Raw genomic sequence first — 15,209 nt, 5'->3', positions numbered from 1 at the left:
ATTTGACAAGTGCACGCTGTTGAGTTCTCAAGGATCGGATGCTCCTGCTGTTCGGCTTCTCAGCTCCACCCGCAGGGCAACTTCTCTATCTTAGCCCCTCCGGCCTGACCCGTCAAATCGACGCGCCGGCATCTTCCCGGCTCGAACCGAAGCTCGAAACCACTCAGAAGAGAGGCAATCCCCCACGCAGTCTCAGAGACTGCTCCCCATCACATCACGACCGAAGCCGGACCAGAAAGGGGGGTTAGTTTTCCGCTTGAGGGGGGTGAGGCTCTCGGCCTCTCCGCATCCCTGTGGGGCGAACAAGTAAGAATTTACGTGGATCCCGACCACCTCGCAAATCGGCCGCACACCCCGGGCGTGTCGCACCCCCTCACCCCTTCGCCGACACGCAGAAACATGCCCGCGCAAGGGCCAGGGCGTATCGTCTGGCGCATGGCAGATGACCCCCGTTTCGATTCGACACTCGCGCGAATCCAGAGCGACCTCGGTCACTCTCCTGTGCACGTCCCAGGGAGTGCCGGCCCAGTCCCCCTCGCGTCCCGCACCGCCACAGCGGAGCTCGCCTGGGCCGGTGTCGCCGCGGCCTCCCTGGCCGCGGCCGAGGAACCGACCACGCTCGTCGGGCTGGATCCGACGCGCATCGCCGTCGCCTACTCGAGTGACCGGTATCTGCGCATCGATGATGCTGCCCCCGATGTGTGGTCGCCGATGTCCGGCTTCTTCCGCACATCCGACGGATGGGTGCGCACCCACGCGAACTATCCCCACCACGCAGCCGCGCTGCGCGGTGCACTGGGACTGCCCGCCGACGCCGATCGAGGGGAACTCGCCCAAGTGCTCGCTGCCCGCCCGTCCACGGCATCCGCGCATGAGGTCTCCGCTGCCGGAGGGCTGTGCGTCACGGTCGAGCGCGAGCGGCCGGCCGTCGACGCCTCCCTGCGCGAGACGCCCCTTGTGCGCCTCGGCCAGATCGGACCTGCCGCGGCTCGGGTGCGCCCCCGCGCATCCGAGGGCCTCCTCTTGCACGGCGTCCGTGTCCTGGATCTCACGCGGGTGATCGCGGGCCCGGTCGCCACCCGCACCCTCGCGCTGCTGGGCGCCGAGGTGCTGCGCATCGACCCGCCCGGAATGGCCGAGCCCGAGTGGCAGCACTTCGACACCGGGCACGGCAAGACCTCGGCGCTGCTCGACATCGGTGGTGAGCCAGAGCACCTGCACCGGTTACTCGACGATGCGGACGTCGTCGTGCTCGGCTACCGGCCACGGGCACTGGATGCGCGGGGGCTCTCCCCCGCGCAGCTTGCCGATCGGCATCCGGGCCTCGTCGTGGCACGACTCTCCGCGTGGGGGTTCGACGCGGCATCCGCTGATCGTCGCGGATTCGACAGCCTGGTGCAGGCGGCGAGCGGCATCGCCTGGATCGAGTCGATCGACGGCGAGACTCCGGGCGCACTGCCCGCGCAGGCGCTCGACCACACTGCGGGGTATCTGCTGGCCGCCGCCGTCATGGAACTGCTGCGACGGCAGGCGACGACCGGCGGCACGTGGCTCGCCGAGACCTCGCTCCGCCGCATCGCCGCCGAGCTGCTCGGGATGCCACGTACCGACGAGCCGGCATCCGTCGCGCCCATCGAATCCGCCGCTCACCTGCAGCACTTCGATGTCGACGGCGTCCGGCTCACCACGGCTGCCCCCGCGCTCAGCCTGGGAGGGAAGCCGTTGCGCTACTCAGCGCCCGGACGGTGGGGGCGCGACGACGCCGAATGGCTCTGACCGGCCGCCCCGCGCCGGCGCACGACCTGCACCACGACGCAGAGAGCCAGGGTGAGCACTCCCCACACCGCGCACGCGGGCGGCAGCACGCGATATGCCAGATGCGGAATCGTCCATTCGGCGGTGAACGGGCCGTATGCGGCCATCCCCCAGATCCACGCGCCGATCAGCAGCACCGGCAGCGACAGCCACCAGCTCCACCGCACGACGGACGGAAGAACGCGGCGGATGCCACCGCCGGGACGGCGACTCAGCCACAGCGCCGCCCAGATCGCGATGATGATCAGCCCGATCGCGCTCGACCCGTGCTGCAGCCATTTGTAGCCGGTCAGCGGGCCCCAGTGCTCGTCGAGGATCGGGAGGACCTCCGATCCCCACCGCCCCTCGTGGGTGAACAGATCCCACACGATGTGCGTCGCGATGCCGATGGCGAGCGAAACGAGCACGAGCAGCATGCCGCGCCACGACGCGCGCGGCGGCGTTTCGGCCATCGCGAAGGTCTCCCGCGCGGCCGCGGCGGCGGATCCGTCCCACTCACCGGGCAGGCGCGCGGCGAGTGACCGCGGCGCGAGCTCACGGGTGGCCGGACGCAGCACGCAGCGCCAGACCAGGAGCAGCACGAGCGCGACCAGGATCGTCGCCGGGAGCCATGCGAACGCGTGCGTGCGGTCGTAGTCGAGCCCGATCCCCCGCACGAACAGCGGGAGGTCGGGCGTCATCGCGCCGATCGCGATCGCCGCCGGAATCAGCGGCGTGCGGATGAACGGCAGCGCGACGACGGCGTGACTGGGCGTGAACGGCATCGGCGCGGACGGGTCAGTTCGTGACGAACAGTCCCGCGAGGGTCTTCTTGCCCCGACGCAGCACGGACACTCCGCCGGGCAGGCCGCCCGTCACCAGAGCGCCCTCGTCCTCGATCCGTACTCCGTCGAGCGACACGCCGCCCTGGCTGATCGCCCGGCGGGCGTCGGACAGGCTCGTCGACAGGCCGGTCTCGACGAGCGCCTGCACGACGGTGGTCTCTCGGGAGACTTCGGCATTCGGCAGCTCGTCCAGCGCGCTGCGCAGGACATCCGCATCCAGCGACGTGAGATCGCCTTGGCCGAAGAGGGCATCGGATGCCGCGATCACGGCGGCAGTGGCATCCGCTCCGTGCACCGTCGCGGTCACTTCGAGCGCGAGTCGGCGCTGCGCCTCGCGGCGGAACGGCTCGGCCTCGACCAGCCGCTCGTACTCTTCGATCTCGTCGCGCGTCAGGAAGGTGAAGACCTTGAGCCGCGTGATGACGTCGCCGTCGTCGGTGTTGAGCCAGAACTGGTACATCCGGTACGGGCTGCACATCGCGGGGTCGAGCCAGATGGCGTTGCCCTCGCTCTTGCCGAACTTCGTGCCGTCGCTGTTGGTGATCAGCGGCGTGCCGATCGCGTGCACGCTCGCACCCTCGGCGCGACGGATGAGGTCCACACCGCTGATGAGGTTGCCCCACTGGTCGCTGCCGCCGGTCTGCAGGACGCAGCCGTAACTCAGGAAGAGTTCGCGGTAGTCCAGTCCCTGCAGGATCTGGTAGCTGAACTCGGTGTAGCTGATGCCTTCTTCCGAATTGAGCCGTGTGCTGACGGCATCCTTCTTCAGCATCGTGCCGACCCGGTAGTGCTTGCCGATCTCGCGCAGGAAGTCGATCGCGCTCATCGGCGCGGTCCAGTCGAGGTTGTTCACCATCCGCGCCGCGTTGTCGCCGTCGAAGCTCAGGAAGCGCTCGACCTGGGCGCGCAGGTATCCGACCCACTCGACGACGGTCTCGCGATCGTTCAGCGTGCGCTCGGCGGTCGGCCGCGGGTCGCCGATGAGGCCCGTCGAGCCGCCGACGAGACCGAGCGGCTTGTGGCCCGCGAGCTGGAGTCGGCGCATCAGCAGCAGCTGCACGAGGTTGCCAAGGTGCAGGCTCGGCGCGGTCGGGTCGAAACCGCAGTAATACGTGATCGGCGGCCCTGCCAGCAGGTCGCGCAGGGCGTCCTGGTCGGTGGAGACATGCACGAGCCCGCGCCAGACGATCTCGTCCCACACGTTCTCGAACGTGGGGTCGTTGGCTGGCGCGGTGGGGATCACTGCGTTGGTTGACACGCGTGCCAGGCTATCAGCGGCCGACCGTCCCCTCCTTCCGCGCGCGACCCCGCGCGCGCTCCGGGTGCTGTCCGGCGCCCGTGCCAGACTGACGGGATGATCGTGACGACCGACGCCCTGGTCACCGCATTCCTGTCGATCTTCCTGTTCCTCGCGCTGCTCGGCGTGCTGGTGCTGATCATCGTCAGTATGCGCAAGCCCACCACTGTTCCGCTCATCATCGCCACGGGTCTGCTGGTGCTGATGCTGACCGTCGTGATCGTGTCACCGGTGAACGTGCCGACCATCATGGGCCTGATCGTCGCACTCCTCGGCATCGCCGTCGGCGTCCTCGGTGGTAACCCGGTCACCCGCCGCGTTCTGGAGATCGCCACGCACGGTCGCGTGCGCGAGACCCTCGACGGCGGCATCGTCATCCGCGATCCCGAGCCCGCGACCGCGACCGCGACCGCAGACGGAACGGATGCCCCGACCGCCGCATCCCATACGGTGATGCGCGGCGGCACGACCATCGGCTACCTCGAGCGCCTCGCCGCCGTCGTCGCGATCGTCGCGGGCTTCCCTGAAGCACTGGCCGTCGTCGTGGCGGTCAAGGGCATCGGTCGCTTCTCGGAACTCGACTCCGCCGAGGCGCGCGAGCGGTTCATCATCGGCACCCTGGCGAGCCTGCTCTGGGCGTGCGCCGTGGCGGCGCTGGTCCGACTCGCGATCTGGTAGCCGTCAGTCCTCGGGCGCGACGCGGAGGAGCCGGAATCCTTCGACGATCGCCGACGAGCCCGAGTTCGCCAGAGTCTGGGACACCGCGGACTGGGTGATGCCCTCCTCCTCCGCGAGCGTGCGCTGCGTGACGCCGAGGCAGCGCCCGTACGTCAGCCGTCGGGCGCGTTCGCTCATCGCGCCGACGAGCTGATCCCGCGCGAGCAGGTACGCGTTCGCCTGTCGCGCCGACTCATGAGCGAGCGGCGGCTCGTCGGCGTGCGCCACGACCCAGGTCCGCGCGCTCGGCACCGCACGCTGTTCGAGCGCGTGCACGCGGTCGATCGCCGCACGTGCCGCCCACCATCCCGGACCGTCGGGGATCCCTCCCGAGGAGGACGGCACGACGCCGACCGCGCCGATCCCCAGCCCGAAGCGGCATTCGACGCCCTCCGGCAACGCCAGCTGCAGCAGCAGCAGCGACGCCAGCGCGGCGTCGAGGTGCGGGTAGATCCCCTGCTGCTCATCGCCGACCGTGGGAGCCAGGGGACGGACCGCGAGCGGCAGATCGCTCTCGACGCGGGCGATCGCCGCGTCCAGGGCGTGCTGTGCAGCGGGTCGGTCGGGCAACCGCCGCGAACCGACCATGTCGAGCGTCACTGATACCGGCATCACATAAGCATAGCGCTTATGTTTTAGAAAGATAAGCCTTTCGCTTATGTTTCAGCGTGATCTCGCGCGCGGCTAAAGGCCGAGAGCGTGCGCCACCGTCTGGGAGCGCGCCACGAGTTCGGCGCGCTGCTCGGCGACGCGCACCGGGGCGGTGCCGCCGACACCGGCGCGACTGGCGACCGATCCCTCGATGGTCAGCACTTCGCGTACATCGGGCGACAGATTCGGCGAGGCGGCGGCGAGCATCTCGTCGGTCACCTCCGACAGCTCGATGCCGCTCTCCTCGCACAGTTGCACGAGACGACCCGACGCCTCGTGGGCGTCGCGGAACGGCACACCGGTCTTCACGAGCCACTCGGCCACATCCGTTGCGAGGCTGAAGCCCTGCGGTGCGAGCTCCGCCATCCGTTCGGTGTCGAAGCGCAGCGTGGCGACCATGCCGGTGAACGCCGGCAGGAGCACCTCGAGCGTGGCGATGGAGTCGAACACCGGCTCCTTGTCCTCCTGCAGGTCGCGGTTGTACGCGAGCGGAAGGCCCTTGAGTGTCGCGAGCAGGCCCGCGAGGTTGCCGATCAGTCGCCCGGACTTCCCGCGTGCGAGCTCGGCGATGTCGGGGTTCTTTTTCTGCGGCATGATGCTCGAGCCGGTCGAGTACCCGTCGTGCAGGGTGACGAAGCCGAACTCCCGCGTGTTCCAGAGGATGATCTCCTCGGCGAAGCGGGACAGGTCGATGCCCACCTGCGCCGCGATGAACGCGAACTCGGCCACGACGTCGCGCGCGGCGGTGCCGTCGATGGAGTTCTCCGACGGACGGGCCAGGCCCAGTTCGCGGGCGACGAGCTGGGGGTCGAGCCCGAGGGTCGATCCGGCGAGCGCTCCCCCGCCGTACGGCGAGACGGATGCCCGTGCACTCCAGTCGCGGAGCCGCTCCAGGTCGCGCACCAGCGGCCACGCGTGGGCCTGAAGGTGGTGGGCGAGCAGCACCGGCTGCGCGTGCTGCAGGTGCGTACGACCCGGCATGATCGCCAGGGCGTGCGCCTCGGCCTGCGCGACGATCGCGTCGATGAGGCGGAGGATGTCGCGGGCGATGGTGCGGGAGTGGTCCAGGAGATACATGCGCACCAGGGTGGCGATCTGGTCATTGCGACTGCGCCCGGCGCGGAGCTTGCCGCCCAGTTCGGGTCCGACCGTCGCGATCAGCGCCTGCTCGAGCGCGCCGTGCACGTCCTCGTCGCTGGGCGAGGGCTGCAGCGAGCCGTCGGTGATGCGCGCGGCGAGGGTGTCGAGGCCCGCGTGCATGCGGGTCTCCTCATCGGGCGTGAGGTAGCCGGCCGCGGCGAGCGCCTTGGCGTGCGCGTGCGATCCGGCGATGTCGTACAGCGCGAGCGCCCAGTCGAAATGCGTCGAGCGGCTCAGCGCCACCAGTTCGGGCGAGGGTCCGGACGCGAACCGGGCTCCCCAGAGTGCGCCTTCGTTGGTCCCGTCGTTCTTCGTATCGCTCACGTGTTCCAGCCTATCGATGCGGTCATTGCGGAATTCGCCTCGTCCGACTCGGTACGACGAACCGCGCGGCCTTGTCCAGGGCCCATTCCAGCGGCCCGCGGCCGATCAGCAGCGCCCACGCGGTGCACCCCGCGATGGTCAGCAGAGTGAGCGGCCAGAAGGGTGCGAGATCACGGAAGCCGACGAGATCGGTGGGGTCGCCGAGGACGACGATCGCCGCGACGGCCCACGCCAGGATCTGCACCGTGTACGCGGTCAGCGGCATGGAACCGACGGCGCGTATCGGGAGCACGACCCAGGTCACGACCGTGCGGCACAGCAGCAGGCACGCGCCGATGACTCCGATCGCGAACCCTCCCGAACCGATCACCTCGAGCAGTCCGCTGGAGTGCGAACGGGCGGTCCAGATGGCCTCCCAGTAGGACGCCGGCTCGCCCGAGGTGTCCGCGCCCGTGAGGAACGCGAGCCCGTAACCGAGGATCGCGAGTCCGGCACCGACCACGAGAGCCCCGAACTGCACGCGCACATCCCGGATGCCGAGACGTGCGAGCCCCATCCCTGCCACGACGAAGGCGAGCCACACAGGGAAGGGGTAGTGCCAGCCGATCGACGCATCGATGAGCGCTCCCTCGCTGAAGCTCCACAGCAGCCCGTCGAGCCAGACGTAGAAGAACGGCATCACGATCGCGAGGGCCGCAGCGATCATCAGCAGGACGCGCGCACCCAACGGCGTCAGCGGAAGTGCCAACAGGAACAGGATCGCGTACGCGGGGAGGATGACATACACGGGTACGCCGGTCGCGATGAGAAGCAGGCCGAGTACCCACAACAGGCCTGCGCGTACCGCGAGACGCCCGCGCGCGACATGCCCGGGTGCGCCGGTCAGCGGCGTCCGTCCGCCCGTGACCAGTCCGATGGACACACCGGCGAGGGTGGCGAAGAGGATCGACGAACGCCCGTGCACGATGCCCAGCCAGGTGGCGGCATCCGTCACGTCGAATTCTTCGATCCAGAGCAGGTGCGCCGCAAACATCCCCACCACCGCGAGACCGCGGGCCAGGTCGATGCCCGCGACGCGGCTGGGACCGTTCAACCGGTCCCAGCGCGTCGTGAGGTGTGTACTCAGCCCTGCCGCAGCAGCCACACCAGCAGCGCCTTCTGCGCGTGCAACCGGTTCTCCGCTTCGTCCCAGACCACGCTCTGCGGGCCGTCGATGACCTCGGCGTCGACCTCGTACCCGCGGTCGGCGGGGAGGCAGTGGATGAAGATCGCATCGGGCTTGGCGAGCGACATGGTCTCCTGGGTGACCTTGTAGGCACCGAGGTCGCGGAGGCGCGCGAGCTTCTCCTCCTCCTTGCCCATCGACACCCAGGTGTCGGTCACGATGATGTCGGCGCCGGCCGCGGCCTCCAGGGCGTCGGTGTGCAGCGTGACCGATCCCCCGGTGTCGGCGGCACGACGGTCGGCGTCGGCGACGACGTCTTCACGCGGTGCATAGTCCTCGGGCGACGCCACGCGCACGTGCATGCCGGCGGTCACACCGGCGAGCATGTACGAGTGCGCCATGTTGCTGCGGCCGTCGCCGAAGAACGCGAGGGTCAGGCCCTTGAGCTCGCCCTTGTGCTCGCGGATCGTGAGCAGGTCGGCCAGCAGCTGACACGGGTGGAAGTCATCGCTCAGTGCGTTGACCACCGGCACGCGGGTGCCCGCGGCCATCTCCTCGAGACCGGCCTGCGCGTACGTGCGCCACACGATCGCGGCCACCTGGCGCTCGAGCACCCGGGCAGTGTCGGCCGGGGTCTCCTTGCCGCCGAGCTGGCTGTTGGCCGTCGAGATGATCAGCGGGGTCCCGCCGAGATCGGCGATGCCGACGGCGAACGAGACGCGGGTGCGGGTCGAGGACTTGTCGAAGATCACCGCGACCGTCTGGGGCCCGGCGAGGCTCTTGTCTGCCCAGCGGTCCTTCTTCAGCTCGATCGCGAGGTCGAGGATCTCGGACTGCTCGGCAGCCGTCAGATCGTCGTCGCGCAGCAGGTGACGGGTCATGCGGAAACCTCCTGGGTGGCCGGCAGAGCGGCCTCGACCGCGGCAAGCGCCGCAGTGAACAACTGGATGAACTCGTCGATCTCTACGTCGCCGATGTTGAGGGCGGGGACGAGGCGGATGGTCTCGTCGTTGGGGGCGTTGACGATGAGGCCGTGATCCTGCGCGGCCTCCACGAGCGCCTTGGCGACGGGCTGGGACAACCCGACGCCGATGAGCAGGCCCTGGCCGCGGCATCCGTCGATCAGCGGGGAGCCGATCGCCTCGATCGCCTCGCGCAGCTGGGCACCGCGATCGGCGGCGTTCTGCACGAGTCCCGAGCCCTCGATCTCGGCGAGGACCGCACTGGAGACGGCGGTGCCCAGGGCGTTGCCGCCGAAGGTCGAGCCGTGCGTGCCCGGGTAGAACAGCTCGCTGGCCGCGCCGAAGGTGACGAGCGCCCCGATGGGGAACCCGCCGCCGATGCCCTTGGCGAGGGTGATGGCATCCGGCGTGATGCCGGCGTGCTGGAAGGCGAACCATTCACCGGTACGGCCCGCACCGGTCTGGATCTCGTCCAGGATCAGGAGTGCGCCGTGCTTCTCGGTGAGCGCGCGCGCAGTCTGCAGGTAGCCCGCGGGAAGCTCGACGACGCCGGCCTCGCCCTTGATGGGCTCCACGAACAGCGCAGCGACGCGGTCGTCGAGCGCCGCCTCCAGCGCCTCGATGGTCGAGTCGATGAACTCGACACCGGGCACCATCGGCAGGAACGGCTCCTGCATGGCGGGCTTGCCGGTGAGGGCGAGCGTGCCCATCGTGCGGCCGTGGAAGGCGTTGGTCAGCGCGAGGATGCGGGGGCGCTCGGTGCCGCCGTGCAGGCGGGCGAGCTTGAATGCCGCCTCGTTCGCCTCGGCGCCGGAGTTGCCGAAGTAGACGCGGCCGGACTCCCCCGTGCCCGCGAGACGCTTCAGGCGCGCGGCGAGCTCGAGCTGCGGCGGCGTGGCGAAGTAGTTCGACACGTGCGCCAGGGTGGCCGCCTGTGTGGCGATCGCCTCGACGAAGACCGGGTGCGCGTGCCCGAGCGAGTTCACGGCGATCCCTGCCAGGAAGTCGAGGTAGCGACGGCCCTGGTCGTCCCAGAGGTAGGCGCCTTCACCGCGGACGAACATCTCCATCCGCGGGCCGAAGCTCCGCACCAGATCCCGTCCGGCGTCATCCCGCCACGCGTTCATGCCACTACCTCTGTTCCGATTCCCTTGCTGGTGAAGATTTCGACGAGCACCGAGTGCGGCACCCGTCCGTCGATGATCGCCGCGGTCGGCACGCCGCCGTCCACGGCGTCCAGGCAGGCCTGCATCTTCGGGATCATGCCCGACTCGAGGCGCGGCATCATGGCGCGCAGCTCGGTGGAGGTCAGATGCGAGACGAGCGACTCCCGGTTCGGCCAGTCCGCGTACAGACCGGCGACGTCCGTGAGCACCACGAGCTTCGCGGCGCCGAGGGCGATGGCGAGCGCGGCGGCCGCGGCATCCGCGTTCACGTTGAGCGAGTTGCCGGGGTGATCCAGGTCCGGCGCGATGCTGGAGACGACCGGGATGCGGCCTGCCGCGAGCTGGTCGTGGATGGGCTGCGGATCGACCTCGACGACGTCGCCGACGCGACCGAGGTCGTGCTCGACCCCATCGACGACGACCCCGCGGCGACGGCCGCCGAACAGGCCGGCGTCCTCGCCGGACAGGCCGGTCGCGAGCGGCCCGTGGGCGTTGATCTTCGCCACGAGCTGGGGGTTGATCTGGCCGGTCAGCACCATGCGCACCACCGAGATGGCCTCGGTGCTGGTGACGCGGTAGCCGCCCTTGAACTCGCTCGGGATCGCCAGGCGATCCAGCATCGAGGAGATCTGCGGCCCGCCGCCGTGTACGACGACGGGATAGACGCCGACGTACCGGAGGTACGCGATGTCGGCAGCGAACGCGTCCTGCAGCTCGTCGCTGATCATGGCGTTGCCGCCGTACTTGATCACGACGATCTGCTCGCGGAACTCGCGCAGCCAGGGCAGCGACTCGATGAGGGTCGCGGCGTTCCGGCTCGCTTCGTCAGGATCGGTGTCCTGGAGGTCGATGTCTGTCATGAGGCGTAGGCGCTGTTCTCGTGGACGTAGTCGTGGGTGAGGTCATTGGTGAGGATGGTCGCCGTGGCCGTGCCGACCTTGAGGTCGATCACGAGGTGCGTCGCACGCGGGGCGAGATCCACCTCTTCCCGTGGGCGGTCCGGTCCCCCGGCCGTGCAGACGCGGACGCCGTTCATCCAGACATCGACGTCGTACGGGTCGAAGGCGGCCTCGGTGGTGCCGATCGCGGCCAGCACGCGACCCCAGTTCGGGTCGTTGCCGAAGATCGCGGCCTTGAACAGGTTGTTGCGCGCGACCGAACGACCGACCTCGACGGCATCGGCTTCGGCGGCCGCGTTGCGCACCTCGATGGTGATGTCGTGGCTCGCGCCCTCGGCGTCGCCCTGCAGCTTGCGGGCGAGCTCGCTGCACACGGCGGTCAGGCCGGCAGCGAACGCGGCGGCGTCGGGATGCACGCCGGAGGCGCCGGAGACGAGCAGCGACACCTGGTCGTTGGTCGACATGCAGCCGTCCGAGTCGAGCCGATCGAAGCTGACTCGGGTCGCTTCGCGCAAGGCCGCGTCGGCCTCCGACGCGTCGAGAACGGCGTCGGTGGTGACCACCACGAGCATCGTGGCGAGGCCGGGCGCCAGCATCCCGGCGCCCTTCGCCATGCCACCGATGCTCCAGCCCTCGCCCGTGAAGACCGCGGTCTTGTTGACCGAGTCGGTCGTCATGATGGCGAAGGATGCCGCGTCACCGCCGTCGGCGCTGAGCCCGGCGATGCCTTCTTCGACGCCGGTCAGGACCTTGCTGCGGAACACCTCGTCGCCGGTGCCGATGAGGCCGGTCGAGCACACCAGGACATCGCCGGCGCTGACGCCGAGCAGTTCGGCCGCCTTCTCCGCGGTCTGGTGCGTGGTCTGGAAGCCGAACGTGCCGGTGAAGCAGTTGGCCCCTCCGGAGTTCAGGACGATCGCCTCGACGACGCCGTCCTGGATCGCCTGCTGCGACCAGATGATGGGGTTGGCCTTGGCGCGGTTGCTCGTGAAGACGGCGGCGCCGACCTTGAGCGGGCCCCGGTTGACGACCACCGCCACATCGGGCTTGCCGGTGCTCTTGAGGCCGACGGCGACGCCGGCCGCCTCGAATCCCTGGGGCGCGGTGACACTCACGGCGCGACTCCGTTCACGGTGAGGGCGCGGCCTTCGGGAAGACCCAGCGCGATGTTCATGGATTGGATGGCGGCACCCGCGGTGCCCTTGACGAGGTTGTCGACCGCGGCGACCACGACGACGCGATTCGCGGGCCGGTCGATCGCGAGGCCGAGCAGCGCGGTGTTGGCGCCGAGGACGTCCGCCGTGCGGGGGAAGTGTCCCTCGGGCAGCACCTGGACGAACGTCTCGTCGCCGTACACGGACTCCCACGCGGCCCGGATCTCGGCATCCGTCGCACCGTTGGCGATCGGCGCGGTCGAGGTGGCGAGGATGCCGCGTGACATCGGCACGAGCACGGGGGTGAAGGAGATGCGCGGGTCGGCTCCGGGGAGCGCGCCGCGCAACGCCTGCTGGATCTCGGGGATGTGCCGGTGCGTGCCGCCCACGGAGTACGGGTTCGCCGTCCCGAGGATCTCGCTGGCCAGCAGGCTCTGCTTGAGGCTCTTGCCGGCACCGCTGGGGCCGACGGCCAGGACGCTGACGATGTCGGTCGGATCGATGACACCGGCGGCGACGCCGGGCGCAAGGCTGAGGCTCACCGTCGACGCGTTGCAGCCGGGAGCGGCGATCCGGGATGCCCCGACCAGCCGTTCGCGCTGCTTGACCCCGTCCACCAGGAGTTCGGGGACCCCGTACGTCCAGGGCTCGTGGAACGCCCCGCCGTAGAACGCGTCCCAGTCGGCGACGGACTCGAGGCGGTGGTCCGCGCCGGCGTCGATCACGAGCGCGGTGTCGCCGAGCGCATCGGTGTACTGCCCCGACTGCCCGTGCGGGAGGGCGAGGAAGACGATGTCGTGCCCGGAGAGGATCTCGGGCGTCGTCTCCTGCAGTGTGAGGTGCGCCAGCGACCGCAGATGCGGCTGATGGGCGATGAGCGGCTGGCCGGCGTTGGAGTGCGCGGTCACTGTGCGGATCTCGATGTCCGGGTGCGCGGCGAGAATCCGCAGGATCTCGCCTCCCGCGTAGCCGGATGCGCCGGAGACGGCGACCGAATAGGTCATGCTTTCCACCTTAAGGTCTGGTCGGTTCTCGAACAGCCGCGCAACGGTCATTCGTGCGCGGTCCGGGAAAGGCGACACCGACTGCTCGACCCGCCGAAACGGCAGGGAGCGCGGGGTCGCCTAGAGTCGGCGGCCGCCCAGACGTCGGCGCGCAGGAACAACACCCGGGAGGGGCGTCGTGAGAACCTGAACGGCCGAAGGCATGGGCCGACCATAGCCGCCGAGCCGCGGCATCCGCAAATCCGGGCCTCGTTTCCAGGTCGGCAGGCGGGCGGCGCCGGGCGCTCCGTCTGCCACGGGTGCGCAACGGCGGAGAACAACGGCGACACGCCGCGATGCCGGGCCAATTTCGCGGCGTGTCTCCCGCACTCTCCGCAGTTCGGCACGCGAGCGCGCCGGCGGGGCGAGGGCCTCAGCCGAGCTCGGCGAGCAGCGCCTCCTCCTCGGCGCGGCTCATACCGCTGCGCCGCTCGCGGTCCAGGCCGCGGTCGCGCTCGTCGGCGAGGGTCCACTCGAGGGTCTCGCGCAGCGGCCGCAAGCGTCCGCCCTGCGCGAGGTAGCGCGCGTTCGAGCGGGTCGCGAAGCCCGGCATGTCGCGCGACAGCCATAGCGGCAGCGACCGCGGGCCCATCCAGTGCGCGACCTCGTGGGCAAGAAGCCAGTCGTCGGATGCCTCGGCCAGCCGTCCGCCGAACCCCGCGGCATCCGCGGCTTCGGCGAGAAGGCGGGCCAGGGTGAGCGGTTCGCCCACCGCGTTGGCCGTGCCGACCCATCCCCTCTCCCCCACGCCGATGACGAAGGCGGCGAGATCGCGCACGTCGATCACCTGCGCGCCGAGACCCTCGACGTCCGGCGCGAGCACGGGCTCGGTGCCGGCGAGCGCGAAACGCGAGACCCAATAGCCGAATCGGTCGCTGGGGTCCCCCGCCCCGACGATGAGCCCCGGCCGGATGATCGCGGCACGATCGGCCAGCTCGCGGCGGACGGATGCCTCGGCCGCGACCTTCGCGCGGCTGTAGTCGTACTCGTCCCCGGGTTCGGCGGGGGGCGCGAGCCGCGCGGACTCGTCGGCGCCGGCGACATCGTCGTCCGCGTAGACCGAGACGGTCGAGATGTAGGTCCAGTGTCGCGCCCGGGCGGCGAGCGCGCTGACGGCGGACTCGACGACGGCCGGGTCGGACGAGATGTCGACGACCTCGTCCCAGTCGCGGGAGGCGACGGTGCTGTACGCACCGGGCTCCGAGCGATCGGCGACGACGAGCTCCGCCCCGGCCGGCGCCGGCCGCCCTCCCCGCGCCAGGCACGTCACGCGTGCCCCCGCGTCCATCCACCCCCGAGCCACGTGCCCGCTCAACCATCCGGTCCCACCGAGGATCAAGACATCCGTCATGGGGTCATCCGATCAGTTCACCGTCGCCGTCGCATCCGTTTTCGCTCACGGCGGAGGTAGACACCGCGTCATGCGCCCTGAGAAGGTGAAGCACCCGGTGACTTTCACCGGATAGTGAAAGGTCGCGTGCATGGTCACCACATACGGCGAGAACATCAGGCTGAAGAACGGCTGGAACGACTGGCGCGGCGGCTATCTGGACTCCAATCCGGAGAGCCAGGCGGTCACCACGGCCGACTACCCCGGACATCTCGACCATCAGCGAGATGGCTTCGGGTCGGTCTGGGTCATCGAATCGGCGACGGGGAAGGAGTTCGGAGAGCCCGTGCTCACCAACGACGTCTTCACGCTGCGGTCCGTCGGGGTCGGCTTCCTGGACACCGGCCGCGCCGGGTGCAACGACAACCTCTACTGCAGCGGTCTGAACCTCAAGCGCCCCGGCGTCACAGGCCAGTGGCGCTTCCAGCTCTCCCCGGACAGCAGCGAGACCGTCGAGATCGCGCGCCGGATGGTGCTGCACCTGCAGAACGCGCGCGACGACTGGAAGGGAGGCTACCTGGACACCCGCGGCGCGGCGACGGGCATGAACTTCACGGGCAAAGTCCCCCTGCTGCTGTGCGTCTCCACCCGGGACGGCTGGGACGGCGTGGACTCGCCGCAGACCACGGAGTGGTGGATCGACTAGCGTCGCGGCCGGATGT

General features: G+C 69.9%; 14 protein-coding genes. 3 read left to right on the top strand and 11 right to left on the bottom strand.

What is annotated here, in order from left to right; translation table 11 throughout:
* Positions 1 to 435: 435 nt before the first annotated feature.
* On the top strand, positions 436 to 1,776 hold the full coding sequence (locus ASD65_RS18650; protein ID WP_082561991.1) for a CoA transferase: 1,341 nt from the start codon (positions 436 to 438) through the stop codon (positions 1,774 to 1,776).
* Here the strand turns inward: ASD65_RS18650 and ASD65_RS18645 are convergent.
* The gene (locus tag ASD65_RS18645) at positions 1,728 to 2,579 is read right to left on the bottom strand and encodes a DUF4184 family protein (RefSeq protein ID WP_056226327.1); all 852 of its coding nucleotides are present in this window, start codon (positions 2,577 to 2,579) and stop codon (positions 1,728 to 1,730) included. The two genes, ASD65_RS18650 and ASD65_RS18645, sit on opposite strands and share 49 nt — an antisense overlap.
* A gap of 13 nt (positions 2,580 to 2,592) precedes the next feature.
* Entirely contained in the window at positions 2,593 to 3,897 is a 1,305-nt protein-coding gene (tyrS, locus tag ASD65_RS18640; protein ID WP_082561990.1) for a tyrosine--tRNA ligase, read from the bottom strand.
* 96 nt (positions 3,898 to 3,993) lie between these two features.
* Between tyrS and ASD65_RS18635 the strand changes: the two genes are divergently transcribed.
* Entirely contained in the window at positions 3,994 to 4,614 is a 621-nt protein-coding gene (locus ASD65_RS18635; RefSeq protein WP_056226321.1) for a hypothetical protein, read from the top strand.
* Between the two features lie 3 nt (positions 4,615 to 4,617).
* On the opposite strand, the gene ASD65_RS18630 is transcribed toward ASD65_RS18635, so the two are convergent.
* The 9 genes from ASD65_RS18630 to ASD65_RS18590 form a co-directional block, all read right to left on the bottom strand.
* A complete protein-coding gene (locus ASD65_RS18630; RefSeq protein ID WP_056226318.1) occupies positions 4,618 to 5,265 on the bottom strand; it encodes a SatD family protein in 648 nt (215 codons plus the stop codon).
* 72 nt (positions 5,266 to 5,337) lie between these two features.
* A complete protein-coding gene (gene argH / locus ASD65_RS18625; RefSeq protein WP_056226315.1) occupies positions 5,338 to 6,768 on the bottom strand; it encodes an argininosuccinate lyase in 1,431 nt (476 codons plus the stop codon).
* A 22-nt stretch (positions 6,769 to 6,790) separates the two neighbouring features.
* Complete coding sequence (locus tag ASD65_RS18620) at positions 6,791 to 7,912, bottom strand: heparan-alpha-glucosaminide N-acetyltransferase domain-containing protein (protein ID WP_082561989.1); 1,122 nt, start codon at positions 7,910 to 7,912, stop codon at positions 6,791 to 6,793.
* Positions 7,891 to 8,814: an ornithine carbamoyltransferase gene (gene argF, locus ASD65_RS18615; protein WP_056226311.1), complete on the bottom strand. Its 924-nt coding sequence runs from the start codon at positions 8,812 to 8,814 to the stop codon at positions 7,891 to 7,893. The genes ASD65_RS18620 and argF overlap by 22 nt, the downstream gene beginning before the upstream one ends.
* Positions 8,811 to 10,022 (bottom strand): acetylornithine transaminase, encoded by a 1,212-nt coding sequence (locus ASD65_RS18610; RefSeq protein ID WP_056226308.1) that lies wholly within the window; start codon positions 10,020 to 10,022, stop codon positions 8,811 to 8,813. The genes argF and ASD65_RS18610 overlap by 4 nt, the downstream gene beginning before the upstream one ends.
* Complete coding sequence (gene argB / locus ASD65_RS18605; RefSeq protein ID WP_056226305.1) at positions 10,019 to 10,921, bottom strand: acetylglutamate kinase; 903 nt, start codon at positions 10,919 to 10,921, stop codon at positions 10,019 to 10,021. Before argB ends, ASD65_RS18610 begins: the two co-directional genes overlap by 4 nt.
* Positions 10,918 to 12,075, bottom strand: a complete 1,158-nt coding sequence (gene argJ, locus ASD65_RS18600) for a bifunctional glutamate N-acetyltransferase/amino-acid acetyltransferase ArgJ (RefSeq protein WP_056226302.1) — start codon at positions 12,073 to 12,075, stop codon at positions 10,918 to 10,920. The genes argB and argJ overlap by 4 nt, the downstream gene beginning before the upstream one ends.
* Positions 12,072 to 13,118 carry an N-acetyl-gamma-glutamyl-phosphate reductase gene (gene argC / locus ASD65_RS18595; protein WP_056226299.1) on the bottom strand — a complete coding sequence of 349 codons (1,047 nt, stop codon included), beginning with the start codon at positions 13,116 to 13,118 and terminating at the stop codon, positions 12,072 to 12,074. Before argC ends, argJ begins: the two co-directional genes overlap by 4 nt.
* Positions 13,119 to 13,530: 412 nt before the next feature.
* Complete coding sequence (locus tag ASD65_RS18590; protein WP_056226296.1) at positions 13,531 to 14,508, bottom strand: NAD-dependent epimerase/dehydratase family protein; 978 nt, start codon at positions 14,506 to 14,508, stop codon at positions 13,531 to 13,533.
* A gap of 130 nt (positions 14,509 to 14,638) precedes the next feature.
* Between ASD65_RS18590 and ASD65_RS18585 the strand changes: the two genes are divergently transcribed.
* Entirely contained in the window at positions 14,639 to 15,193 is a 555-nt protein-coding gene (locus tag ASD65_RS18585) for a hypothetical protein (protein ID WP_056226293.1), read from the top strand.
* Positions 15,194 to 15,209: the final 16 nt, after the last annotated feature.

The sequence above is a fragment of the Microbacterium sp. Root61 genome, from assembly GCF_001427525.1.
In the GTDB taxonomy this organism is placed as follows: domain Bacteria; phylum Actinomycetota; class Actinomycetes; order Actinomycetales; family Microbacteriaceae; genus Microbacterium.
Note: the sequence above shows the minus strand (reverse complement) of the source record. Positions and strands in the feature narration are given on the sequence as shown.